This is a genomic window from Dyella sp. OK584 (genome assembly GCF_057787755.1).
The window spans coordinates 3,775,294-3,800,114 of record NZ_CM173542.1 but is presented as its reverse complement, the minus strand read 5'-3'; the positions used below and the strand labels follow the sequence as shown (position 1 = coordinate 3,800,114).

The window sequence follows — 24,821 nt, the reverse complement described above, 5'->3', positions numbered from 1 at the left end:
TGATGACACGCGAGCCGCCGTGCAATGACACGTGGCCCTCACCCCGTTATTCGCTACCGGCGTTTCCCGGGTTACCTTCATGCTCCCACCCATCGTTCGACCGCGTGCTAAGCCGGCGCCAACACGGTGTTATGGTGCGCGTCCATCGTCCCGCGGGTTTTTTTCATGAGTCATGTGATCGACCTGAACGCCTATTTGCGCCGCATCGGCTACGACGGCCCGCTGGCCCCCGACCTCGCCACTCTGCGTGCGCTCACCACCGCGCATGTCGCGGCCATTCCGTTTGAGAATCTCGATCCGCTGTTGCGCGTGCCGGTGTCACTCGAGCCCGATGCCGTGGAACGCAAGCTGGTGCAGGACGGGCGCGGCGGTTATTGCTTCGAGCAGAACCGCCTGCTGCTGGAGGTGCTGCGTGCGCTCGGGTACGAGGTGTCGGGCCTGATCGCTCGCGTGCTGTGGATGAAGCCCGACGATGCCGAGGTGGCGCAGACGCATATGCTGCTGCGCGTGGAGCTGGACCATGAGAGCTGGCTGGTCGACGTGGGCTTCGGCAGCATGGCGCTGAGCGGCGCGTTGCGGCTCAAGCCGGAAATGGCGCAGGTCACCGGCAACGAACCGTTCCGCCTGCTTGAGCACGATGGCGACTGGCGCATGCAGGCGCAGGTTCGTGGCGAGTGGAAGACGCTGTACCGCTTCGACCTGCAGCTGCGCCAGGCCATCGACTACGTGGTGGCCAACCACTACACCTCGACGTACCCCGAGTCGCACTTCCTGCATGGATTGATCGTGGCGCGCACACTCGCCGACCGTCGTCTCGGCCTGCGCAATCGCGAATTCGTCATACACCCCACGGAGGGTGAATCCGTCCGACGCACGTTGAACGGTGTCGCCGAGATCAAGCAGGTGCTGCAGGAAGAGTTTGGTATCCGCCTGCCGTTGCACCCTGACCTGGATCGCACGCTGGACGCGCTGCCCGCGCCGACTCAATAAGCGTCAGTTGGCGGCGTGGACGTGGATGACGATGTCCTCGAGCTGCACCACCTGGCCCGCGTGGATCTTGCAGGTCTTGCGCAGCTCTTGCTCGCCATCCACCGATACGGCGCCGCTGGCCACGATCGCCTTGCCCGCGCCACCGCTGTCGCACAGGCCCACCAGCTTCAACAGCTGGTTGAGTTCGACGTAGTCGCGGTCCAATTCAAATTCGAGTTCGTGCATGGGTCAGGCTTCAGTCTCGTCAAAGGCGCTTTCGGGCAAAGCAAAAAATACGAAGAAGGGCGAGCCGGCCTCCTGCCAGTAGTCCACCGCTTCCTCAAGAATGTCCAGCAGCGTATCGAAATCGTCTTCGCTGGTGTCGCGCATGCTTTCGGCATGATCGAACAGGAGGATGAAGCCGGTCGCCTTCAGCCAGGAAAGGTCACGCACGCTGTCGGCCAGTGCGTCCCAGTTGCGCCCGAATTCGGTCGGCAACCGCAACGATGCAGTAAGGCGGTCGAACAGCGCCTCGCGGTCGGTGTAGTCGGCCAGGTTGATGCGGCAGACGCGAAGCCCCTGCATGCCGGCGGCTTCGGCCAGTGGCTCCAGGTCATCGGAAGTGACAAAGAAAATCCCGCCGTGCGACGAATCGCCGAAATCGAGATCAAACTGCGCATTCATCGGGATACCTCGAACTGGCGAAACGTGCGGTAGTGGTCATCGGTGTAGTAGTAAACCTGCGGCGGCGTGCCACCGGTAATGATGCGTCGCGCGCCACGATAATCCAGGCCCGGCGTATCCACCGTGTACTCGTGGTAGTAGCCCTCCGACATCGCCGGCAGGCGGCCTTCGCGGTTCTGGAACACCACCCCGTCCTGGCGATGTTCGAACGGCCCGCCGTGGGCAATGCGCGACAACGTATCGGCCGCCTCGGGCGGCAGGAACGACGGCAACGCAATGCCGGCGGTACGCGGCAACGCCAGGCCAGCAGCAGGCGATGGCGATGCGACGCCGGCGGTATGCGGTACCGCCAGGCCGGCACCGGGCGGTGACGGCTCCGGCGCATGCCGGCCCCACATCAGGGCGGCAATCGCCAGTACGACCAGAAGGAGCAAGGGTTTGAGGACGCGCATGGCCGTCATATCGTCAGAGTGGCGCGAGTGTAGAGCTTCCGTCGCGATGGGGCACTTACGGCCTCAGCCGGCAGCGTCGACCCGCTGTTGCAATGCGATGGCCGCGGCGGGATTGCGCTCCTTGGCGCTGCTGATGAAGTAGATGAAGACGTCGCGCGGTGCCTGTTGCGCGAGGGGCTGCATGACGTGTGGCAGTTCGGCAACGTCACCGCCTTCCGCCCAGGTGCGGGCGCGCAGCGACCAGGCATCGAGATCGGTGGCCGCGTAGCCGGTATCGATATGCGACTCGCTGCGCATCAGGCGCGCGTAGGCAAAGTCACCCGTGAGATCGGCCAGCGAAGGGTACTGCGGCGAATCAGTGAACACGGTCGGGATGCAATGGGCGCGGGCCAGCTCGACATAGCGTTCGTCGAGAAAACTGCGGTGGCGCACTTCAAGCACATGACGCATCGGGTGGCCGTTGAGTTCGCGTGGGAGCAGGTCGAGAAACGCGGCAAGATCATCCGCATCGAACGGCCGCGATGGTGGCAGTTGCCACAACACCGGCCCGAGTCGATCGCCAAATTCGGCGAGCCCGCCGAGCACGAAACCATCGATACCTCGAGCCGTATCGGCCAGGCGCTTGCCCTCGGTGATATAGCGAGGTGCCTTCAGCGAGAACACGAAACCATCCGGCGTTTCAGCGGCCCATTTGGCGTATGTCGCCGGTTTCTGCGCGCCATAAAAGGTGCCGTTGATCTCGATCGCGCGCAGCTGCCGGCTCGCAAACTCCAGTTCGCGTCGCTGCACGAGTCCCGCCGGATAGAAGTTGTTGCGCCACGGCGCGAAATTCCAGCCACCAATGCCGACGCGGATGCGGGAGGAGGGGCCACTGTTCGAGGGGCGGGAGAACAGGTCGGTGGCGGGGGCGGGTTGGGGCATGGGTTGGGCTCCCGGTGGGGTGGGCATGATGGCATGGGGGAGGGTGGGGGCTGCGTGTTCTGAGTCGTTGGTATGGGTGGGGGTATCGCCAGGGTGCCGCCTACGCGGCGGGCGTTTCGACTGCCTGCCGGCAGCCGAGTCACTTTTCTTTTGCTGGCCCAAAAGAAAAGTAACCCAAAGAAAATGGCCTGGAGAGCTGGCAGCACTGCGATGGATACAAGCCTGAAGGGTGCGGTATCGACGGCGTGGCGTTGCTACTTCAAACGGAGCGGCTACACCGCGGGGCGTCGGAGTACTGAGGACTTAAAGCCGCCGCTTGCTTCACGCTTCGCTCCCTCTCCCCTCCGGGGAGAGGGTTGGGGTGAGGGGGCAATCTTGCGGAAGCGCCTCGTTCAAGCCGCCCATGCACCACCCATAAAGAAAAGTGACCGGGCTGCCGGCAGGCGATCGAAACGCCCGTCGCGTCCCGCGGGGACTCACTTCGGTCGTAGGCGGCATGCTGGCGGCAACGCTGACCCGAAAGCGAAAGGCACTGGATCCCTGCTTTCGCAGGGATGACGACATAGGAAAGACTGGAGCGACACCGGTTGCGCGCAGGGTGCGCTCCTACAAGGGGGCGGCAATCAACTGTGCGAAAGGTTTGCCGCGTCCCACGGGGACTCCCTTCGGTAGTAGGCGGCACCCTAGCGACAGCGGCAAGCTGGCGACAGCACCACCCCCTTCAATCCAGTGGCAAATGATTCGGATACGGCCCACGCGCCGCCATGAACGCCGTCGGTGTCATCCCTGCAAAATCCCGAAACTCATGCACCAGATGCGCCTGGTCGCCATAGCCACCGTCGAGAGCCACGCCGCTCCAGTCCACCGATCCGCAGCGATACACCGCATCGACTACATGGCGGAAACGCATGAGTCGCGCATAACGTTTCGGCCCCATGCCGACCTGTCGGCGAAACAGACGGCCGAATCGGTATTCGGAAAGACCGGTTTCGCGTATCAGTGCGCCAATGCGCGTGACCTGCGGGCGCTGGTTGATCTGGTCGAGCGCGTAAAGCACTTCGGGCGCGAGTTGCGGCATCCGCATGTTTGCCAGTAGCCAACGTTCCAGTAGGCCGATGCGCTGTGCGGCATCGGGAGTATCCAGCAAGCGTTCGCGCAGGTAATGCGCGCTGCTGCCGAAGATGTCCTCCAGCCCGATATCGCGTTCCACCAGGGCAACGTGATCCTCTCCAGTGAATGCGTGCGCACCGCCCGGGCGAAACACCACGCCCATCACGTGCACCTGTTCGGCAGTGTCGATGATCTGGCTACGCAGGCAGGGGCCACCGATTACCGCAGCGGGCGCGCGAAGACAGCGCCGCTCGGCATCATCGCTATACACGCGCGTTTCGTTCTCGTGGAGGTTGATGATGAGTGCCGCGCCCGGCACCGGCAACACGCGTTCATAGTGGTGCGCGGCGGGCGGCATTTCCCAGTCCCACAGCCGGGCGACCAGGGCGTCGAGCGGCGGCGCGGGTACGACAACGTGGTGTCCCATCGGCTGGCTCCAGGCGACGCCGCCAGTCTAGGCCCATGCGTCGTGGCTGTCAGGTCTTGTTGCCCGGCACCACGGGTGAGAGTGGGCCGGACGTGCCGCCGTCGTCCGGGTGCATGGTGCGTACCACCATGTCCTGCGGCGTGGTGAGTGGCAGGCTGGCCTTGCGGAGACGATCGATGATCTCGAACAGCAGGTCGCTTTTCACGTTGCCGGCGTCGCGCGGATTGCTCACGTAGGCCGTGCAGACGAACATCAGCGAGCCGGAATCGATGCTGTCCAGCTGCACGCTGGGCGCGGGCGCGCTCAGCGTGGACGAGTAGTTGCGCAGGATGTCGAAGACGATCTGTCGCACCTTGCTGGCGTCGGTGCTCAAGGGCATGGGCAGACGAATTTGCACGCGGCCTTGTGCGTTGGCCAGCGTCACGTTGCGCACGTTCTGGGTGATCAACTGCGAGTTGGGCACGATCATGGTGGAGCGATCGCTCAACTGGATCTCGGTGGCGCGCACGTTGATGCGGCGGATGTCACCTTCCGCGCCGGGAATGCTGATCCAGTCGCCGACCTTCACGGGTCGCTCCGCCAGCAGGATCAGGCCGGAAATGAAGTTTTGCACGATGGCTTGGAGGCCGAAGCCGATACCTACCGACAAGGCGCTGGCTACCCAGGCGATGCTCTGCACATCGACCTTCAGGGCGCCAAGCACCAGCACAAACACCAGCACGCCACCCACGTAGCCGAGCAGCGTGACGATGGACGTCTGCATGCCCACGTCCAGCGAAGTCTTGGGCAGTAGTTGCTTGCTGAGCCAGCGCTTGATCAGGCGCAGCACGATGACGCCGAAGACCAACACCAGCATCGCGTTGAAGATGCTGGTGGGATTGATCGTCAACGTGCCCAGCTCGCGTCCGGCGAATATCCGGGCGCCGCGATCCATCAGGTCGCTGGGTCCTGTGCCGTAGGGCGCCAGTATCAGTGGCACTGCCAACAGCAGCAGGAACGCCCGGCTCACGCCCGACAGCACGGTGGCGGCCTGCTCGAGCCGCGCCGGGGCTATGCCGAAGGTTTGCTGCATGCGCACGCCGCTGCGTGTATCCGGCGACAGCAACGACTCGCACAAGTCGTTGATCAAATGCATCAGCAGGTAGAGCGCAGCGATGAGGAAACCCGCGCGCACCATCTGCCGCGCCAGGAAAAAGCCTAGTGCGATGTAACCGGTAAGCACGCTGAGCAGGATGATCACGGTGCTGACAAAGGCACCCGCCACCAGCAGGCCCACCCACAGTGGCCGCGCGGCGGGCGTGCCGCCGTCGGCGATCAGCGCGCGACGGGCACGTCCCATGCGTATCAGCGCGGCGCTCACCAGCGCGCCAATGAGGGTGGCAATGAGCGCGTTGACGGCCATCGCGACGGGGAGGCTCGCGCCGATATAGCTGGTCACGCGCTCGATCACGCCGAGCAGTAGCGCGCTGCAGGCCAGCAGGGCGGGTAACGGCCACAGCCGTCTGGCGAGGTCATCCGAGATGGGCGGCAACCGCCAGGACGGTCGCTTCGCGCTGAGCAGCGCGCGCCCCAGGCCAGCCATGGTGGCCACGAAGAACATCAGCCCCACCATCGGGCGGACCAGGTCATCCAGATCCGGGTCGAACACGCCGCTCCAGTTCACCGCGAGGTAGATCAGCCACGCGGCGACGCCGTAGGTGAGCGTGGTGCCCAACGTGATCAGCAGCGCCATGGCGCTGCGGCGCAGATGGCCCGATGGCAGGTATTTGCTGGCCAGGTCCAGCATCTTGTGCTCGAGCAGCCGGCGCCCCGCGGCAAACAGCGCCACGGCGCCGAGCAGGCATGCAATGAACGGGAAGCGATTGCCCGGTTGCCATGCCTGTACCAGCGCTCCCTGGATCGCGGTGCCCAGCAGGGCGAGGTTGGCGCGATCGTCAGGCAGGCTCTGCGCAAACCGCTTCCAGAACGCCACGCTGAGCGGCGTCGCGGTGCGCTGGCTGATCTGCGCCTGGAACAGGTCACGGCGCAACGCGGCGATCTGGGTGATCAGTTGCTGGCATTCCAGGCTCAGCGATTTGGCCTGGGTCAGCTGTCCATCCAGGTCGGTCTTGTTCTTGGTGAGCTGCTTACGCTGGGCCGCCACCTCCGGCGCTTCGGCCGGTGCGCCTTTCTGCGGTGCAACGCCGAGCACATCGAGTTTGGCCTTGAGCGCATCGGCTTGCGGGATGAGGCTGCCCGCAAGTTGGTCCGTCTTCTGCTGCACCGCCTGCGTCTTGATTCGTGCATCAGTCAGCAGGCTGTCAGTGAGCTTGCTCTTGTCGGTGAGTGTCTGTTTGATCTGGTCGAGCTGGGCGCTCAGCTGATCGGGACTGACCAGCGTGGCCTGTGGAATCTGCGCTGTGCTCTGGGTGCCGTTCTGCGCCCGGACAGGAGGGACGCCACCCATGGCGACGAGAAGGACCAGCAGCAAACGAAGCACGATACGCATGACGGCATGATCCGGGCAGCTCCTGAACCGGTCAATGAATAATTGTCTTGACGGTTCGTTCAGTGCGTTGCATTCACGCTGTCGTGATGAATTTCCTTTCCGCGACTTCCGTTGTTCCACCGTGGGACGGTGACGTTGCCAGGGCGCGAGCCCTGCAGGTTGAGCTGGCTGATCGGGTTCGGCTGGTGGACGATCACCCGACGCTTCGGCATATCGTTGGCGTCGATGTCGGCTTCGAGGAGGGCGGCGCGGTGACACGCGCTGCCGCGGTGTTGCTCGATGCGCAGACCCTCACACCGCTGACGGAGATCGTGGCGCGGCAACCCACGCGCATGCCCTATATCCCGGGCCTGCTGTCGTTCCGGGAGCTGCCTGCCGTGCTGCAGGCGCTGGAGCAGCTGCCGCAAGTGCCTGATCTGGTGTTCGTGGATGGCCAAGGCGTAGCGCACCCACGCGGGCTGGGCATCGCCGCGCACCTGGGTGTGGCAACGGGCTTGCCCACGATTGGTGTGGCCAAGTCGATCCTGGTGGGCACGTATGACGAGCTCGGCCCGTCGCGTGGCGATCGGACGCCGTTGCTCTACAAGGGGAACGTGATCGGTTGCGTCTTGCGCAGCAAGGACAAGGTGCGTCCGCTGATCGTTTCGCCGGGCCATCGCGTAAGCATGGATGCCGCGCCCGAGCTGGTGTTGGCCTATTGCACGAAATACCGGCTGCCGGAACCCACGCGGCTGGCGGATCGGCTGGCGTCGCGAAGGGATAGGGTCAAGGTGGGGCGAGCACAATAAGTAAACCTCACTCTACAGTTCTGCTTTTGCCCGTTTGTTGCCGGCATGACAATGTGATGAAGCACATCGTTCAGTACGCAGGCGTGCTGTTGCCCGCAGGCACCAGCCGATAACCAAAAGCCGCCGCCAATTGGGCCACGGCCGCTACGGCTGCGGGATCACGCGATGCGATGGCTGATTCCGGAACCGTGCCTGCGCGCCATCGCGCTCGCTGATGAGCCACCGGGCGCGATGCCGCCAGGCGATGCTGTTCCAGCTCACGCAGAAAGCGATACACCGTACCCAGACTGGTACGCGGTTCGATCGACTGTGCCCGGCGCAGCAACTCCACTGCGTCGGGCTCGTCGTTGGCGTCGTGCAATACCTGCCAGATGGCCAAGCGCGGCGGCGTGGCCCGAAGACCCGTCTGCGCCAGTACCTGATGGACATCGGCGGTGGTGACGGGAGAGCGCTCAGGCATCCTTGCTGTCCTTGGCGATCTCATCGGCCGCCTTTTGGATGATGTCGCGTATGCGCTTGACCTCGGCTGCATTCCAGGGGCCACCGTGCATGAACAGGGCGCGCTTGAGGTTGTGCATGGCCTCGCGCAGTGCCATCGGTGCCGCAGCGCGCGCAAACATTTTTGCGGTCTGCTCCATGCGTGACATCACCGCGTCCACTGCTTCCTTGTTCTCGGCGAGAAATGCCTTGCCTTCTTCGGTGATGGCATAGAGCTTTTTGCCGTCGCCGGCTTCCACGCTGGCATGGCCCAGTTCCTCCAGCAGGGTGAGCGTGGGGTAGACCGCGCCGGGGCTCGGGGCGTAGGCGCCATCGAACATCTCCTCGATGGTGCGGATCAGTTCGTAGCCGTGGCGCGGCTGCTCGGCAATCAGGCTGAGCAGCATCAGCTTGAGGTCGCCGGGGCCGAACATGCGTCCGCCGCGGAATCGCCCGCCCATGCCGTCCCAGCCGCCGTGACCTTCGTCGTCGCCGAAGCCGCGGCCGCGACCGAAACCGCGCCCCCGGCCTATGCCCATGGCTTCACGGATCCAGGTTTCACGGCCTTCGTGATCGTGGTGATGGTGGTGCCGGTCAAAACAATGATGAAAACCCATGACAGTCTCCGATATATCGTAAGTAACAGTCTTAAGATATATCGCAATACTGGCAAAATACAACAGGTGGACGATCGTCATCCCCGCGAATGCGGGGATCCAGTGTCTTGAAGAACGTCCAGGTAAGGCGCTGGATCCCCGCATTCGCGGGGATGACGGTGAGGGATGCTCCTGGCGGTAATGTTCCCCGGGGTCGCCTCAGCCCCGCTTGAAACACGTCTTGCGCGCCTTCACGAAGTACTTACCCCGCCCCCCTGTTTCTCCCCAAGGACGACCCCCATGGTGTTCCGCTGGTTCGAATCGCTGATCGACGCGTTCAAGGAACCCGTCGACGGCATGCCGCCGCAGTCGGTGTGGCGCTTCTACGTGTTCTATCTGCGCCAAGTGTGGCCGGTGTTCGCTGCTGCCATCGCGGTGGGCTTCGGCGTAGCCATCGTCGAGGTATCGCTGTTCGGCTTTATCGGCAGCATCGTGGACATGGCCAAGGGCGCGCCGGCGGCCGATTTCTTCAAGCTGCACGGCCGCGAGTTGCTGTGGATGGGATTCGTGGCGCTGATTGCGCGCCCGGTGCTGATCGGCCTGCACGACCTGCTGGTGAACCAGGCCATCGTGCCCAACCTCACCAACCGCATTCGCTGGCAGAACCATCGCTACGTGATCCGCCAGAGCCTGGGCTTTTTCCAGAACGACTACGCCGGCCGCATCGCCAACCGCATCATGCAGACGTCCGGCGCGCTGCGAGAGTCGGCGGTGCAGATCGTCGATGCCATCTGGTACGTGGCCATCTATACCGGCAGCGCCATCGTGATGTTCGCCAAGGCCGATTACTGGCTGGCTGCGCCACTGGTGGTGTGGCTAGTCGCGTACGTGCTGACGCTGGCGTATTTCGTGCCGCGCACCAAGGAGCGCTCGTGGCGCCAGTCCGAGGCGCGCTCGCGATTGATGGGCCGCATTGTCGACGGCTACAGCAACATCCTCACGCTCAAGCTGTTCGCGCATACCCAGCGCGAAGAGGCTTACGTCGCCGAAGCGATGGGCGAGCAGATCACGCGCATGCGCGCGATGACGCGTCTCACCACGGCGATGGACGCCGCCATTACGACGCTGAATGGTTTTCTCATCGTTGGTACTTCCGCGCTCGCTATCTGGTTGTGGAGCCAGGGCAAGGTGACCGTGGGCGCCATTGCGCTGTCCACGGGTTTGGTCATCCGCATCAACAACATGTCCGGATGGATCATGTGGGTGGTCAACGGCATCTTCGAGAACGTGGGCACCGTGCAGGACGGCATCGAAACGATCTCCCGCCCCCGCGCCGTGCAGGATCACGAAGGCGCGATGCCATTGGAGGTCACCACCGGCGCCGTGCATTTCGAGGACATCCATTTCCATTACGGCAAGGCGGGTGGCGTGATCTCAGGCCTCGACCTGTCCGTGCGCGGCGGCGAGAAGATCGGCGTCGTGGGGCCTTCGGGCGCGGGCAAGTCGACGCTGGTGAACGTGCTGCTGCGCCTGTACGACCTCGAAGGCGGGCGCATCCTGATCGATGGCCAGGACATCGCCCATGTCAGCCAGGAGAGCCTGCGTGCGCAGATCGGCGTGGTGACGCAGGACACGTCGCTGCTGCATCGCTCGATCCGCGACAACCTGCTCTACGGTCGCCCGGATGCCACCGAGGCGCAGGTGATCGAGGCGGTGCGCAAGGCGCGTGCCGACGAATTCATCCCGGAGCTGGTGGACGGCGAGGGGCGCAGCGGCTACGACGCCCTTGTGGGCGAGCGCGGCGTGAAGCTCAGCGGTGGTCAGCGTCAGCGCGTCGCCATTGCCCGGGTGCTGCTGAAGGACGCGCCTGTGCTGATCCTCGATGAAGCAACCTCCGCGCTCGATTCGGAAGCCGAAGCAGCGATCCAGGACAGCCTGGAGCTGTTGATGCGCGGCAAGACAGTGATTGCCATCGCGCACCGCCTTTCCACCATTGCGCGCATGGATCGCCTGGTAGTGATGGACAAGGGCCATATCGTGGAAAGCGGCACGCATGCGGAGTTGATAGCGCACGGCGGGCTGTATGCGCGTCTCTGGCAGCGCCAGACGGGCGGTTTTGTTGCGGCGGAGGATCCCGCCGAGGACAGCGCGATCGCCTGAGTGCATTGCGAGCTGTTGAGCTTTCCTTGCCCCGTGCTTCACACGCCGTCCTGCAGCATCGCATTCCATCCTTCCGTTACTGGAGCAGCGTGATGCCAAGCGAAAAAGCCCTGGCTCGTGCGCGCAAGGACAAGCGCGAGGGAAAATCGGCCAGCACGCAGGCCGGCGAGTTCGTTCGCGATGAGATTGATCACATCCGCGAGGGCAGGCATGGCGCGCGCTCAGCCGAGCAGGCTATCGCGATCGGCTTGTCCGAGGCACGAGGCGCTGGCATCAAGGTGCCTGCGAAAAAGGGCGCCGCTGCCAAGAAGGCCGCACGCAGGAAGCCCGTCGCCAAGAAGGCCGCCAAGACGACGGTGGCCAGGCGAAGCCGCGCCGCGACCGAGGCACTGAATCATGAGGGTACCGCCGCGATCTCCAGGGCGGCGTTGTCGCGGCACGCACGCAAAGCGGCCTCGGAGCACACGGCCACCGAAAGCCTAGCGTCCGCCGAGAAATCGGCGCGCACCAAGGGTTCGGCAGGTCGCAAGGCCGCTGCGAAGAAGGCAGCGCGTACCAAGGGCCCTGCCGGTCGTTCCGCCGGTGCCGCGCGGGCCGCCCGCACACGCGCCATGCGCGCTCGCGAGCGCTGAGAGTTGGGCTTTTACCCGATCGCCTCCAGGATGGTCGCAATACCCTGGCCGCCACCGATGCATTGGGTGGCCAGCGCGTAGCGACCGCCTTGCCGTTTCAGAATCTGCGCGGCCTTCGCGGTGATGCGTGCGCCCGTGGCACCCAGCGGGTGCCCCAGCGCGATGGCGCCGCCGTCGATGTTCGCCCGCGCGCGGTCAATGCCAAGTTCCCGCAGGCAGGCGACGGCCTGTGAACCGAATGCCTCGTTGATCTCCACTACGTCGATGTCGTCGATGCGAAGCCCCGCTCGTGCCAGCGCCTTGCGCGTCGCCGGCACTGGGCCCATGCCCATGAACTCAGGCGCCACGCCAGCGATGGCGGTGGACTTGATGCGAGCCAGCACCTTCAGGCCGTGACGCTGTGCGAAGTCAGCCGAGGTCACCAGGACAGCAACGGCGCCGTCGGTGAGAGGTGAGGCGGTGCCGGCAGTGACGGTGCCGTGTTCGCCGAATGCGGGCTTCAATGCGGCCAAACCTTCCAATGAGGTCTGCGGGCGCAGGCACAGGTCGTGATCCACCACGATGCCTTCGGGCGTGGTCACCGACACGATTTCCTCTTTCAGTCGCCCGGCAGCCTGCGCCGCCGCCGCCTTCTGTTGCGACTCGAACGCGAGTTGCTCCTGATCGGCGCGCGACACGCCGTACTTGAGTGCGACGTTCTCGGCCGTCTGGCCCATGGTGACGTAGGCTTCAATGGCGATTTCCGCATCCGGATGCTGCGGGCTGGCGAAACGCGGATTGGGCGAGGAATTGAGGCCGCCCTGAGGCACCATGGTCATGCTTTCCACGCCCGCGGCGATGAACGCCTCGCCGGCACCCATCGCAATCTGTCCCGCTGCCATGTGGATGGCATACATCGACGAACCACAGAAGCGGTTCACGGTGGCACCGCCCAGTTCGATCGGTAAGCCGGCCAGCAGGGAAGCGACGCGCGCAATGTTGTCGCCCTGAACACCTTCGGGATAGGCGCAACCCATCAGCACATCTTCGATCAGCTGCGGATCGATGTCGGCGCGCTGGATGAGTGCCTTCATGGCGATGGCCGCCAGATCATCCGGACGTACGGTGCTCAAAGGTCCCTTGCGCGCAAAGGCAAAAGGCGTGCGGACATAGCCCGCGATGACGGTATCGTTCATGGGAAACGTCCTGTGGGGAAGGGGAGGCGTTGGTCAATCGGCCTTCAACGCTCGAAGACCAGCAGGGTCGATGTGGCGGTGGCGTAGAGCTTGCCTTCTGCGTCGATCAGACTGGCTTCGGCAAAGGCCACGCGGCGGCCAATGGTGCGCACACGTCCTTCGGCGCGAACGCGGCCGGTTTCTCGTGTCATCGCTTTATGGAAAGAGACTTTCAATTCCAGCGAGGTGTAGCCCTGCTGCGCGGTAAGCCGCGAGTGCACGGCGCAACCGCAGGCCGAATCGAGCAGGGTGGCGAAATAGCCGCCGTGCACGACGCCCATCGGGTTATAGGCGTGTGGACCTGGCACACCTTCAAACGCAGCAAAGCCTTCCCTCACGTCGACCAGATCAAAGTCGAGCGAGTCGCCGATGCCCGGACGCGTTCCGGAGGCGATGAACGCGCTCAATTGCTCGAGCCCATTCAGGCCGTGGCCAATCTCGGTGATCATGCTCATGCGATGGCCTCCAGGCCGAGTCGACGCTTCAGCAGGCGTAGTGAGTCTGCGAGGATGGCATCAGAACGAGCTGTATCCGGCTCGGCGCGCGCCAGCGACAGCGCGCCCACCATCTCGGCCGCCACCGAACGCGCTTCGGCTTCAGTGTCCTCATGGCCAAGCGCTTTCAGCTTTTCGCTCATCGCCTGGGTAAGCCTTTGCGCGCCTTCGGCAAACAAGGCGCGAGTGGCGTCGGAAAGCCGTGGCAAGTCGGACGCCAGCGCCGCCATCGGGCAGCCATGCGAACGAGCATCGCGGTGCTTCGTCGACAGGTAGAAGTCGATATAGGCCGTGAGCCCGGTAGCTGGATCGCCACTGTCCATCTCATGTCGCATGCGAGCTTGGGATTCATCGAACATCTGCTCGATGGCGGCTGCGATCAGTTCGTCCTTGGAACGGAAGTGGGCATAGAAGCCGCCGTGGGTCAGGCCAGCCTCGGCCATGATGTCAGCCACGCCGACGCGGTCGGGTCCCTCGGCGCGAATGGCCTTGGCGGCTGCTTGCAGCACCTTGGTGCGAGTCTTCTGTTTGTGCTCGGCGTCATAGCGCATCGGCATGCCTCACCAGCTTTATATGACGTTTATAATATGACTATCGTTCGGCAATTCAAGGGGCATGGGCAAGCGATATTTTTCGGCCGCGCAGAGGACGGCGGCGTTCAAGTCGCGCGTGAAATTGTGAGCTTGGGCGGCTGCTACGCAGCCTGTTCCCAAAGCGGGCGCTGCACGATTGCCGGACGCCCGCAGAAGCCGCCTCACGCGTCAGCGATTGAGGTAGACCGGGTTGCCGTAGATCCAGGGCTCATCATGAGAGCCGCGTACGTCGACCCGTAACCAATGAGGTTTGCCGTCGGACGTCCAGTCGAAGGTGACGCGCGTGTCGTCGCCAGACAGCTTTCCGCCGTCAGCGATGGACAGGGGTTTGCCATCGAGCAGGGCGACTGTGCGGCCACCAGCCATGCGCGTCGCGTGAATGGCAAAGCGGACTTGGCGTCCTGCCTTTGCCGCAAGCGTGTCGCCCATGCCGGCCGTGGCAGCCGCGACGGTGTTCCAGTCGGGCACATCCTTGCTGCCGACACGGAAATCCAGTGGCTCGCTACTATCGCGTCCAGTGCGTAACCGTAGAGTCGCCGCGTCATCGCTTTGCGAGGTCACCCTGGATGGTGGGCTCGTGACGCACCGGGTGCGTTCCTGCAAAACGGTCAGGAAAAGAACGTTGCGTTGAAGATAGCGCTCAACATTTTTTGCGCGGCATCGTCGGACAGTTCGCTGGGCATCGAGTCATTGAAGAAGCGCACGCCGTCGATCAGCGCCATGGTGCCGAAGGCGAGATCGGCAGCGGGAGCCGGCAGGGTCTTGCCCATCAGCCCACAGAACTTCTCGATGAAGTAGGCGATGACGTCGCGCTTTTCCAGCAGCAACGCATTAAGGCGCGTGCGGAACCGCGCATCGCGCATCGACTGCAGGCGCGCCTCAGCCCACAGGACGAAGCTGGTGTCACCGCAATAGGCCTGCACATAGAACTGTGCGAGCTGCTTCTGCATGTCCTCGGTGGACAGCCCCGCGTCGAGAATTTCCTGCAGGCCTTGCTGGATATCCGCGTGGTCGCGCTTGAGCAGTTCGATGAACAGGTCGTTCTTGCTCTTGAAGTTCGAATAGAACGCGCCGCGGGTGTAGCCGGCGTGCGCGGCAATGTCTTCCACGCTGCTGGCCGCCAGACCCTTCTTGGCAATGGTGACGGCCGCCGCCTCCAGCAGTCGCTGGCGGGTCTGGTCGCGGCTTTCTTCCCGGGTCAATCGCTTGCGTGCCATGGGCCGATGGTAACACGCACGAAATTTGTGCATCGGAATGCTGATTTGAATTCAAATACAACTATGTATTAGTATCCATGACTGAATTTATTCCGACGGGCCGATGGTCCGTTTGGTACCCCGCAGGCATCCCCATGCTCAGGAGCGGCTCGTGACTCACCGTGATTTTCGACTGTCGGCCGACGTTCGGGCACGACATCTTTGGTTGCCCGGCGCCCTGGTGGCGCTGGCCCTGTTAACCGGCTGCGGCAAGGGCGCGCCGCAGCTTGAGGCGGCACGTCCCGTGATCGCCTTGCCGGTACAGCTTGCCGATGGTGTGTCGCATGAGCCGTTTCCTGGCGAAGTGCATGCGCGCTACGAAATGCCACTGTCGTTCCGCTTGGGCGGCCAGCTGGTTGCCCGCCAGGCACGCCTGGGTGACAGGGTGAAGAAGGGGCAGGTGCTGGCCCAACTGGATGACGCTGACGCCGCGCGCTCCCAGGCATCTGCACAGGCTTCGCTGGATGCGGCGGAGCATCGCCTCGTGTTCGCTACCCAGCAGCGCGATCGCGACGAGGCGCAGGCCAAGCAGAACCTCATCAGCCAATTGCAGCTCGAGCAGACGCACGACGCTTATGCCGCGGCACTGGCCGCGCGTAACCAGGCAGAGCAGCAGCTGGCATTGGCGCAAAACCAGTCGCGCTACACCACGCTGGTGGCTGATCGCGACGGCAGCATCACCAGCGAGCAGGCCGACGTGGGACAGGTAGTGGCAGCGGGCCAGCCGGTGTTCGGTTTCGCGTGGACTGGCGATTGCGATGTGTTCTTCGATGTGTCCGAAGACCGTCTTGCCGGCATCGCGGTCGGGCAGGGCGCGACGGTGACCTTGCTTGCCCTGCCGGGTAAGACGCTGAGCGGTCATGTGCGCGATATCGCGCCGGCGGCCGACCCGCAGTCGCGTACTTATCGCATCAAGCTCACGCTCGATCAGCCCGGCCCGGAGGTGCGGCTGGGCATGACGGCTCAGGTCAGTTTGTCGGCTTCCACTCGGGTTGCCGATGGCATTCGCATTCCCGCCACGGCGTTGTTCCATCAGGGTGAGCAGCCGGCCGTGTGGGTGGTGCGCGCCAAGGACTCCACGCTGGAACTGCGCCCGGTCACCGTGTTGCGCTTCAGTGAACGCGATGTGTTGATCGGATCGGGCCTGCACGCGGGCGAGCGCGTGGTGATGCAGGGTGTGCACACGGTATCCGCCGGCGAAAAGGTGGAGCCGATCGCTCCGCCGCATCCCGAGGATGCGCCGCTATGAACCAGGAAGGGCGCTTCAATCTTTCCGCGTGGACGCTGCGGCATCAGTCGCTGGTCTTCTTCCTGATGGTGATGGTGGCGGTGTTCGGCATGCTGTCGTACAGCCGCCTGTCGCAATCGGAAGATCCGCCGTTCACCTTCAAGGTGATGGTAGTGCAGACCTTCTGGCCCGGCGCCGATGCCAAGCAGGTGCAGGAGCAGGTTACCGACCGCATTTCGCGCAAGCTGCAGGAAACGCCGTCGATCGATTTCCTGCGCAGTTACTCGCGCCCGGGCGAGTCGCTGATCTTCTTCAACATCAAGGATTCCGCCCCCGCCTCCAGCGTGCCCGATACCTGGTATCAGGTGCGCAAGAAGGTGGGTGACATCGCAGCGCAGCTGCCGCCGGGTGTGCAGGGGCCGTTCTTCAATGACGAATTCGGCGATGTCTACACCAACATCTATGCGTTGGAAGGTGACGGCTTCACGCCAGCGCAGCTGCACGACTACGCTGACCAGTTGCGCGTGGAACTGCTGCGGGTGCCGGGCGTAGGCAAGGTCGATTTCTTTGGCGACCAGAACCAGCACATCTATATCGAAACGCTGAATGCGCGGCTGTCCAAGATGGGCATCAGCCCACAGCAGTTGGCGCAGGCGATCAACCAGCAGAACGCGGTAGCTTCAGCCGGCGTGCTGACCACAACGGACGATCGCGTGTTCGTGCGACCGACCGGGCAGTTTGGCGATGTCGACGCGCTCAAGAACATGCTGTTGCGCATCAACAACCAGACCTTCCGGCTCGGTGACATCGCAACCATCCACAAGGGCTACGACGACCCGCCGAGCCAGCAGGTGCGTTTCATGGCGAAGCCGGTGCTGGGTATCGGCGTCACCATGCAGCCGGGTAATGACGTTATCCATCTCGGCAAAGCGCTCGATACGGCGACGGCGTCGCTGCAGAAGCGCTTGCCTGCGGGCTTGAAGTTGTCCGAAGTCACCAGCATGCCGCACGCGGTGTCCCATTCGGTTGACGACTTTCTGGAGTCGGTGGCCGAGGCGGTGGGCATCGTCTTGTTGGTCAGCCTGCTGAGCCTGGGGTTCCGCACTGGCATGGTGGTGGTGATCTCCATTCCGTTCGTGCTGGCGGTGACTGCGCTGTTCATGGACATGCTCGGCATCGGTCTACACAAAGTGTCGTTGGGTACGCTGGTGCTCGCACTGGGATTGCTGGTGGATGACGCCATCATCGCGGTCGAAATGATGTCAGTGAAGCTGGAGCAGGGCTGGAGTCGCGTGCGCGCTGCAGCATTCGCCTATACGAGCACGGCGTTTCCGATGCTTACCGGCACGCTTATCACTGTCGCCGGGTTCCTGCCGATTGCGCTGGCCAAGTCGGGTACGGGCGAGTACACGCGCTCGATCTTCGAGGTGTCTGCCATCGCGCTGTTGGTGTCGTGGCTGGCGGCAGTGATCGTGATTCCGCTGCTGGGCTATCACCTGCTTCCCGAGCATCACCAGCGTGCCAAGCCGGGCAAGGAGTGGTGGGCGCGCTTGTTGCCGCATCGCTGGAACGAGGCGCGTAGCGCGAAAGCAGCGGCCTTGGTGCACAAGGAAGGTGAGATCGAAATCTACGACACCACGTTCTATCGCCGTTTCCGTGGTTGGCTGGACTTCTGCCTGAAGCATCGCTTCCTGGTGCTAGGCGCGACGGTTGCCTTGTTCATCGTGGCCTTGGCGGGCTTTGGTCTGGTGCCCAAGCAATTCTTCCCCAGTTCCGATCGGCCGGAATTGTTGGTCGATCTGCGCTTGCCTGAAGGCGCGTCGTTCGAAGCGACGCTCAATCAGGTGAAACGCTTCGAGGCCGCGATCAAGGATCGCAAGGAAGTCGGCAACTATGTCAGCTTCGTCGGCAGCGGCGCACCGCGCTTCTACCTGCCGCTGGACCAGCAGCTCGCCCAGCCGAACTTCGCGCAATTCGTGATCACTGCGAAGAGTGTCGAGCAGCGCGAGCAGCTGGCGCACTATCTCGATGGCATGTTGCAGCGCGACTTCTCCGCCGTGCGCAGCCGCGTAAGCCGGCTGGAGAATGGCCCGCCGGTCGGCTTCCCGGTGCAGTTCCGTGTGCAGGGCGACGACATTGCGAAGGTGCGCGGCATTGCGGAGCAGGTGGCAGGCGTGATGCGCGCCGATCCACAAACGCGCAACGTGCAGTTCGACTGGGACGAACCGGGCGAGCGTTCCGTGCGTTTCGAGATCGACCAGATCAAGGCACGCCAGCTCGGCATCACTTCGCAGGACGTGGCCGGCTTCCTCGCCATGACCTTGTCCGGCACCACGGTGACGCAGTATCGCGAGCGCGACAAGCTGATTGCGGTGGACCTGCGCGCGCCGAAGGCCGATCGCATCCATCCCGACCAGATCGAGCGACTGGCGATTCCCACGCCCAGCGGCACGGCCATTCCGCTGTCCCAACTGGGTCGCGTGAGCTACGGACTGGAATACGGAGTGATTTGGGAGCGTGACCGCCAGCCGACCATCACGGTGCAGGCCGATACGCGCAACGGCGCGCAGGGTCTCGATGTCACCAGCGCCATCGAAAAGAAGCTTGGCAACATCCGCAGCCATTTGCCGGTGGGTTATCGCGTTGAGGTTGGCGGTTCGGTGGAGCAGAACCAGAAGGCGCAAGGCTCGATCAATGTGCAGATGCCACTGATGATGATTGCGGTGCTGACACTGCTGATGATCCAGCTGCAGAGCATCGGCCGCACCTTTATGGTGGTGCTCACCGCGCCGCTGGGGTTGATCGGCGTGATCGGCTCGCTGCTGTTGTTCCACCAGCCGTTCGGGTTTGTCGCCATGCTGGGAACGATCGCGATGTTCGGCATCATCATGCGCAACTCGGTGATCCTGGTCGACCAGATCGAGCAGGACATCCAGGCCGGGCATCCGCGCTGGGAAGCGATTGTAGGCGCGACGGTGCGGCGATTCCGTCCGATCACGCTGACGGCCGCTGCTGCAGTGCTTGCGCTGATCCCGCTGTTGCGCAGCAACTTCTTCGGACCGATGGCGACCGCGCTGATGGGCGGCATCACTGTCGCGACCGTGCTCACCTTGTTCTATCTGCCGGCGTTGTATGCCGCCTGGTTCCGCGTGCGGGCCGACGAGCCGGCGCAGGAGGTTGCACCATGAAGCCAGTGAAGTCGTTTCAGTTGACGTTGTTGGCGAGTGCGCTGGTACTGGCCGGGTGTTCCTTCGCACCACCGGCGAAACCGCCGGCTTCGCCATCACCGGAAAGCTACACCGTCGCGCCGATGCCCGCAGCCAGCGCGGAGGCCGGTGGTGTCGCGCAGCATTTTGATGCGGGTGCTGCTGCCGTGCCGGACTGGTGGCGTCTATACGGCTCGGACACTCTCGATGCCTGGGTGGACGAGGGACTCCGCAACAATCCGTCACTGGATGCCACGCGCCACACCCTGGAGGCAGCGCATCAACAGTTTCGTGCGCAGGTCGGTTCCACGCAGTTGCCGTCGCTCGACGCGCAGGGGCAGGCCAGCCGGCAACGCGAGTTGGGGTTTCCGAACGTCGGGCCAACCACCAGCCTGTACAACGTCTATGCGGGGCAGTTGAGCCTGAGTTACACCTTCGACGTGTTCGGCGCGACGCGTTACGGCATCAAGCAGGCCGCGGCGCAGGTGGATCAGCAGGCCTTTCAGCTTGAAGGCGCGCGGCGTGCCTTGGCGGCGAATATCGTGATCACGGCCATCGACGCCTCGTCGCTGGCCGAACAGCTGACAGTCACTTCACGGCTGGCCATGCTGGCGCACGAACAGGCCGATCTGGCGCAGAAGGCGTACAGCCTGGGCGCGGCATCGCATGACGATGTGCTCAGCGCTCAGCAGAGTGCTGCGGCGCTGGACGCTTCGCTGCCGCCTTTGCGCTTCCAGGCGCAGCGTGCACGGCACACGCTTGCCGTGCTCATGGGGCGTACGCCGGATCAGGCACCCGAGGCGCTGTCGATGATGCAGTGGCGCTTGCCGACGGACGTTCCGGTGAGCGTGCCATCGGACCTGCTGCACCAGCGCCCTGACGTGCTGGCTGCGGAGGCCGTCGTGCAGGCGGCTTCGGCACAGGTCGGCGTGGCCACGGCGAATCTGTTTCCGCGTATCTCGCTGTCTGCTTCGCTGGGATCGGCGGCTTTCAAGGAGTCGCAATTGTTTAGCGGCGGAACAGGCATATGGGGCGTGGGTCTTTCGCTAGCGCAGCCGATCTTCCACGGCGGCGCCCTGATGGCGCAGCGCAAGGCGGCCATCGCAGAGTACGACGCCAGCCTGTCGCAATACCGGCAGACGGTGCTCAACGCCTTCCAGAACGTGGCCGACTCGCTCACGGCATTGCAGCAGGATGCATTGGCCCTGCAAGCGGCGCAGGCCGCGTCGAATGCAGCGGGGCAGTCGTACGCCGACCTCAAGGCGCGTTATCAGTTGGGGGCGGTTTCCTACCCCGCGACGCTCGTCAGTGAGCAACGCTGGCAGAACGCGCGGCTGTCCGATATCCAGACATCTGCCGCGCGACTGGTGGACACGGCAGCGTTGTATCAGGCGATGGGGACGACGCCGGAGGACAGTGGTGGGCTAGTCGGGCACAAGGCTCCCGAATAGCAAGAGCCTCGATCAAAGCCGTCATCCCAGCGAAAGCTGGGATCCAGCGTCTTCGGTACCTTGAAGAAAGGCACTGGATCCCAGCTTTCGCTGGGATGACGGTGCTGAGTCTTCTTAATCTTCTTGTGTCGGTGCTGGCGGCACGGCTTCCATATCGCCTTCCGGCGTTGGCAGCGTCACACGCGACTCTGCCGCGGACGACGGAAACGTCATGCTCGGCAAGACATCGTCGCGACGGATCAAACCGTGATAGAGCGCGGCCGCCATGTGTCCAAGGATGGTGAGAAACAGCAGATAGGCAAGGTAACCGTGAGCTTCACGCAGCCATGCGAACAACACAGCGTTCGCCGGGAGAATGGACGGGAGGTGCCAGGCGCTTCCGAGCATGATGGGATAGCCGCCAGCCGACAACATCGCCCAGCCGATCAGCGGCATCGTCAGCATCAGCGCATACAGCATCCAGTGCGAGGCGTGTGCCGCAAACTGCTGCCAGGCCGGCATGTCGGCAGGCAGGGCTGGCGGACGAAAGCGCAAGCGTACGCCCAGGCGCAGGATGGCCAGCACAAAGATGGTGATACCCAGCGGCTTGTGGATCGCGAGCAGCCATTGGTGTTTCGTCGAGACCGTCGTGACCATGCCCACGCCGATAAACAGCATCGCAAGGATCAACACGGCCATGGTCCAGTGCAGCAGTCGGGCGAGCGGGTGGAAGGCAGCCGGTGTGTTCATCACTTGCCCTCCGGCTTGCTGGTGCTGGCCCGTGCGGTGCCGGGAAAATGGGCTTCTTCGCTCGTACGGCGCAGATAAGAATCGGCATAGGCGGCGGAACGCGCTGCCAGCAGCGGGTCGTCGGAAACCTGGATGCCATCGGGAAGAATGGTCGGGTCGTAGTTGATGTCACGACATGGACCGCTTTCCTGCGGCTGCTCGCTTTCGATCACCAGTGTGCCTGCATCGATGGTGGTGCGATCCGCAGGCCAGGCCTTGGTTGCATCGTCGGTCGGATCACCAGGCGCCGCGAGTGTCACGCGAAGGTGCCAGCGCTGCGGTCCGTTGGCGAGGTGCTGTCGCAGATCCTGCGCAAGATAGTTGCCATCACCCGCCGCCGGGCCGCCGCCGATGTCGTCAGTGGCGGCTTCGGGCGTCACTTGCCAGCGCACGGCGTGGCGTTGGTCTTTCACATCGACGAAGTAGAACGCGTCCAGGCCGCTGTAGCTCTCGGTGACAAAGCTGGCCGACGGCTTCGCGGTCTTGGCCCAGGCGCGGAATGCGGCGGTTTCCGGATGCGCGGCAAAGAACGCAGCGAGCCGCGCGGGATCAGGTTTGCCGGTGGCGGGGTCGGGGCGGCTTGCCTGCACCTGATCGTAAAAGCCTTGCGGCGTGGATACGGCAAACACCGGCATGCTGTTCATGCCTGTGCGCCACTGCTGGCCATTGGCGAGAGTAAATCGCAGTGCAAGGCTGCGGATGGGCACGCTTCCATCCGGCGCATAGGGATTGCCGCCCGGAATGGCAAACCGACCCACCACCGGTGTCCGACCTACGGCAAACACGCCGGCCCTGGAATAAGCGGCTGCCGCGCCGTTGCTCTCGAAATAGCCGGCCACGCACACGCCCTTGGCATGGTTGCGCCGGTAGCCCGGGTGCACGCCGCTGTTGTGCTGTAACGCGTCGACGATGTGCTGGGGCGTAAGTCGCTGCGGTGTGAGCCAGCCACCAACGTAACCGAAGGCAGCGCCAAGCGAGGCAACGGCTGCCGCTATCGTTGCCCACCGCAAGAACGGATGTGCTGGCGGCGTATGGCTTGGATCGAGCATGTGGCGCTCCCGACAGAGAAGTCAAAAGGATGAATACCTGACTTCGTTAGCCTGCAACCAAAGGTTACGTAGGTGTGATGCACCTTCTGCCAACACCGTCGGCGTCGACCATCACCGATCAACTAGCTACAGATAGTGGAACAGGGCAAGCATAGACCTCAATGAGAACCGAGGCGAAGACTTCGCGCGCGCCATCATGGAGACCGACTCAGGCGCTATTGTCGCGAAGCAGGGCGAAGGCATGGAACCGTTTTACGGCTTGGATTCCTGGCTAACGGCTGGGTTATGGTCGTCAGCCGCTGCGCGATCTTCGACGACTGCGGCAGGCATCAGGCCCACCCAGCCGCTGGATAACGCTACGCCATCCTGCAATCCCCCCGGCATGTGCCCGTGGCCGGCATAGGTGAGCACGAAACCGTCGGGGTGCTGCTGCGCCCATTGCGCGGGGGCGTCGGTCTGGACAAGCGGCTCGGTCATGCGTGCAGCGAAGGTGAGCAGACCGGGTTCGCTGGCAATGCGCACGAGTGGCACGCCCTGCCGTTGCAGGCTCGCGACGCGTTGCGCCAGCGGACGGACGTCCATACTGCCGATCACCTGAGAGCGCAGCAACGGAAGAAGGGCTACGGCCAGCAGTAGCGTGGCGATGGCGGCAGCACGTGGTGGCGGCACCTCGCGCCGCGTCCACGACAGCCATGCTGCCAGAATGATGCAGGCAGCCGAGAGGAGATAGAGCGCAATCGGCGTTAGGTCGTGGCCCGGTTGCGAATGAGCCGGGCGCAGCAGGGCCCATATCAGTGCGCCTGCCACCGCGGCAACGAGAACCAGCATGCGGCGCAACGACAGCAAGGATTGACCGGTTTGCCACAAAGCGCTGAGCAGGAGCATCGCTCCCGGCAGCAGCGGCAGCAGGTAATGCACCTGCTTGCCGCTGACCAGGCTAAAACCGATGAACGCAGGCACCCAAGCGCACAGGCCAAAGCGTGCGGTCGTCGATCGCAAACAGCGTCGCGCAGCAGACCGGAGGTGCTTCCAGCGCAACAGCAGCGGCCAGGGAAGCATCAGCACAGGCAGTACAGGCAAGTACCACCAGAAGGGACGGTTATGCACAAAGCTGTCCACCACCCGTCCCGTGGTCTGTTTCATTATTAGTTGCCAGGCTTCGTGCGGACTGTAGCCACGCAGCGCGATCAGTGCCCACAGAAGCACCGGGATGACCGAGAGCAGAGCGACAGACAACAGCATGCCTATGCGCGGCCGACTGCCGGGAGCTGCCCACCAGCGTGCAAGCAGGATCGGGCCGGCCATATGCAGCAACATCACTGGCCCTTTGGTGAGCATGCCCAGACTGCAGGCCACGAACAGCATGACCAGTGCACGCAACCCATCGCCCTGCACGTGTCGTACGACGGCCAGGAACGCCATGAGCACGAAGAAGCAAAGCATGATGTCGAACATCACCACGCTGGCTAACAGGGCAAAGAACAGCGTGCCCAGCAGGAGCCAGGCTGCCTGGTTCGTTGCGCCGGGCGACAGGCGCTGCTCTAGACGACGGCACAGCTCGATGCTGCCTGCGCCGAATGCAAGCACCAGCAACCGGGCCGACCACAGCGATACGCCCATGGCGCTCCAGCTGAGATTGATCAGCCAGAACAGCAGCGGTGGCTTGTCAAAATACGGAAACCCGTTGAGATGTAGCGTCGCCCACGAGGCCGACTGGCGCATCTCCCAGGCGATGCCAAGGTATCTCGTTTCATCGATGGGAACCGGCGGTAGCACGCCGAGCATTGCGGCGAGCAGTAACAAGCACAGCGCAGGCCAAGCTGGCGCTGTGCGACGCAGCGTGGCGGACAGATCCATC

The 24,821-nt window shown here is 63.7% G+C and carries 23 protein-coding genes; 7 read left to right on the top strand and 16 right to left on the bottom strand.

Translation table 11 applies throughout. The annotated features are described in order from the left end of the window. Positions 1 to 165: 165 nt before the first annotated feature. Entirely contained in the window at positions 166 to 990 is an 825-nt protein-coding gene (locus AC3CBN_RS17125) for an arylamine N-acetyltransferase family protein (RefSeq protein ID WP_488634194.1), read from the top strand. Positions 991 to 993: 3 nt separating this feature from the next. Here AC3CBN_RS17125 and AC3CBN_RS17120 read toward each other — a convergent pair whose 3' ends face one another. The 6 genes from AC3CBN_RS17120 to AC3CBN_RS17095 form a co-directional block, all read right to left on the bottom strand. Next, positions 994 to 1,215, bottom strand: coding sequence for an RNA-binding S4 domain-containing protein (locus AC3CBN_RS17120; RefSeq protein WP_488634193.1), 222 nt, complete (start codon positions 1,213 to 1,215; stop codon positions 994 to 996). Between the two features lie 3 nt (positions 1,216 to 1,218). Further along, the gene (locus tag AC3CBN_RS17115; protein WP_488634192.1) at positions 1,219 to 1,653 is read right to left on the bottom strand and encodes a barstar family protein; all 435 of its coding nucleotides are present in this window, start codon (positions 1,651 to 1,653) and stop codon (positions 1,219 to 1,221) included. Then, complete coding sequence (locus AC3CBN_RS17110) at positions 1,650 to 2,105, bottom strand: guanyl-specific ribonuclease (RefSeq protein ID WP_488634191.1); 456 nt, start codon at positions 2,103 to 2,105, stop codon at positions 1,650 to 1,652. The genes AC3CBN_RS17115 and AC3CBN_RS17110 overlap by 4 nt, the downstream gene beginning before the upstream one ends. 63 nt (positions 2,106 to 2,168) lie before the next feature. Continuing rightward, on the bottom strand, positions 2,169 to 3,026 hold the full coding sequence (locus tag AC3CBN_RS17105; protein WP_488634190.1) for a DUF72 domain-containing protein: 858 nt from the start codon (positions 3,024 to 3,026) through the stop codon (positions 2,169 to 2,171). A 721-nt stretch (positions 3,027 to 3,747) separates the two neighbouring features. Further along, positions 3,748 to 4,563: a helix-turn-helix domain-containing protein gene (locus tag AC3CBN_RS17100; RefSeq protein WP_488634189.1), complete on the bottom strand. Its 816-nt coding sequence runs from the start codon at positions 4,561 to 4,563 to the stop codon at positions 3,748 to 3,750. A gap of 49 nt (positions 4,564 to 4,612) precedes the next feature. Further along, on the bottom strand, positions 4,613 to 7,051 hold the full coding sequence (locus AC3CBN_RS17095) for a DUF3772 domain-containing protein (RefSeq protein ID WP_488634188.1): 2,439 nt from the start codon (positions 7,049 to 7,051) through the stop codon (positions 4,613 to 4,615). Between the two features lie 86 nt (positions 7,052 to 7,137). Here AC3CBN_RS17095 and nfi point away from each other — a divergent pair, with 86 nt between their 5' ends. Beyond that, positions 7,138 to 7,839, top strand: coding sequence for a deoxyribonuclease V (nfi, locus tag AC3CBN_RS17090; RefSeq protein ID WP_488634187.1), 702 nt, complete (start codon positions 7,138 to 7,140; stop codon positions 7,837 to 7,839). A 70-nt stretch (positions 7,840 to 7,909) separates the two neighbouring features. Here the strand turns inward: nfi and AC3CBN_RS17085 are convergent, their stop codons facing one another. Continuing rightward, positions 7,910 to 8,299, bottom strand: a complete 390-nt coding sequence (locus tag AC3CBN_RS17085) for a Fur family transcriptional regulator (protein ID WP_488634186.1) — start codon at positions 8,297 to 8,299, stop codon at positions 7,910 to 7,912. Continuing rightward, the gene (locus AC3CBN_RS17080) at positions 8,292 to 8,933 is read right to left on the bottom strand and encodes a PadR family transcriptional regulator (protein WP_488634185.1); all 642 of its coding nucleotides are present in this window, start codon (positions 8,931 to 8,933) and stop codon (positions 8,292 to 8,294) included. The genes AC3CBN_RS17085 and AC3CBN_RS17080 overlap by 8 nt, the downstream gene beginning before the upstream one ends. A gap of 282 nt (positions 8,934 to 9,215) precedes the next feature. Here AC3CBN_RS17080 and AC3CBN_RS17075 point away from each other — a divergent pair, with 282 nt between their 5' ends. Continuing rightward, on the top strand, positions 9,216 to 11,072 hold the full coding sequence (locus AC3CBN_RS17075) for an ABC transporter ATP-binding protein (protein WP_488636757.1): 1,857 nt from the start codon (positions 9,216 to 9,218) through the stop codon (positions 11,070 to 11,072). A gap of 92 nt (positions 11,073 to 11,164) precedes the next feature. Next, complete coding sequence (locus AC3CBN_RS17070) at positions 11,165 to 11,704, top strand: DUF6496 domain-containing protein (RefSeq protein ID WP_488634184.1); 540 nt, start codon at positions 11,165 to 11,167, stop codon at positions 11,702 to 11,704. Positions 11,705 to 11,715: 11 nt separating this feature from the next. Here the strand turns inward: AC3CBN_RS17070 and AC3CBN_RS17065 are convergent, their stop codons facing one another. The 5 genes from AC3CBN_RS17065 to AC3CBN_RS17045 form a co-directional block, all read right to left on the bottom strand. Next, positions 11,716 to 12,879 (bottom strand): thiolase family protein, encoded by a 1,164-nt coding sequence (locus AC3CBN_RS17065; RefSeq protein ID WP_488634183.1) that lies wholly within the window; start codon positions 12,877 to 12,879, stop codon positions 11,716 to 11,718. Between the two features lie 44 nt (positions 12,880 to 12,923). Beyond that, on the bottom strand, positions 12,924 to 13,373 hold the full coding sequence (locus tag AC3CBN_RS17060) for a PaaI family thioesterase (RefSeq protein ID WP_488634182.1): 450 nt from the start codon (positions 13,371 to 13,373) through the stop codon (positions 12,924 to 12,926). Next, complete coding sequence (locus AC3CBN_RS17055; protein WP_488634181.1) at positions 13,370 to 13,969, bottom strand: TetR/AcrR family transcriptional regulator; 600 nt, start codon at positions 13,967 to 13,969, stop codon at positions 13,370 to 13,372. Before AC3CBN_RS17055 ends, AC3CBN_RS17060 begins: the two co-directional genes overlap by 4 nt. A gap of 204 nt (positions 13,970 to 14,173) precedes the next feature. Beyond that, complete coding sequence (locus AC3CBN_RS17050) at positions 14,174 to 14,566, bottom strand: hypothetical protein (protein ID WP_488634180.1); 393 nt, start codon at positions 14,564 to 14,566, stop codon at positions 14,174 to 14,176. 47 nt (positions 14,567 to 14,613) lie between these two features. Next, positions 14,614 to 15,222 (bottom strand): TetR/AcrR family transcriptional regulator, encoded by a 609-nt coding sequence (locus AC3CBN_RS17045; RefSeq protein WP_488634179.1) that lies wholly within the window; start codon positions 15,220 to 15,222, stop codon positions 14,614 to 14,616. 151 nt (positions 15,223 to 15,373) lie between these two features. On the opposite strand from AC3CBN_RS17045, the gene AC3CBN_RS17040 reads away from it, so the two are divergent. The 3 genes from AC3CBN_RS17040 to AC3CBN_RS17030 are packed head-to-tail and all read left to right on the top strand — an operon-like array spanning position 15,374 to position 21,146. Continuing rightward, complete coding sequence (locus AC3CBN_RS17040; RefSeq protein ID WP_488634178.1) at positions 15,374 to 16,510, top strand: efflux RND transporter periplasmic adaptor subunit; 1,137 nt, start codon at positions 15,374 to 15,376, stop codon at positions 16,508 to 16,510. Further along, positions 16,507 to 19,677, top strand: coding sequence for an efflux RND transporter permease subunit (locus AC3CBN_RS17035; protein WP_488634177.1), 3,171 nt, complete (start codon positions 16,507 to 16,509; stop codon positions 19,675 to 19,677). Before AC3CBN_RS17040 ends, AC3CBN_RS17035 begins: the two co-directional genes overlap by 4 nt. After that, positions 19,674 to 21,146 (top strand): efflux transporter outer membrane subunit, encoded by a 1,473-nt coding sequence (locus AC3CBN_RS17030; protein ID WP_488634176.1) that lies wholly within the window; start codon positions 19,674 to 19,676, stop codon positions 21,144 to 21,146. The genes AC3CBN_RS17035 and AC3CBN_RS17030 overlap by 4 nt, the downstream gene beginning before the upstream one ends. Positions 21,147 to 21,260: 114 nt before the next feature. On the opposite strand, the gene AC3CBN_RS17025 is transcribed toward AC3CBN_RS17030, so the two are convergent. From AC3CBN_RS17025 to AC3CBN_RS17015, 3 genes are all read right to left on the bottom strand, one after another. Continuing rightward, positions 21,261 to 21,875: a cytochrome b gene (locus AC3CBN_RS17025; protein WP_488634175.1), complete on the bottom strand. Its 615-nt coding sequence runs from the start codon at positions 21,873 to 21,875 to the stop codon at positions 21,261 to 21,263. Beyond that, positions 21,875 to 22,963, bottom strand: a complete 1,089-nt coding sequence (locus tag AC3CBN_RS17020) for a catalase family peroxidase (RefSeq protein WP_488634174.1) — start codon at positions 22,961 to 22,963, stop codon at positions 21,875 to 21,877. Before AC3CBN_RS17020 ends, AC3CBN_RS17025 begins: the two co-directional genes overlap by 1 nt. Before the next feature lie 252 nt (positions 22,964 to 23,215). Further along, entirely contained in the window at positions 23,216 to 24,820 is a 1,605-nt protein-coding gene (locus AC3CBN_RS17015; protein ID WP_488634173.1) for an ArnT family glycosyltransferase, read from the bottom strand. Between the last annotated feature and the right edge of the window lies 1 nt (position 24,821).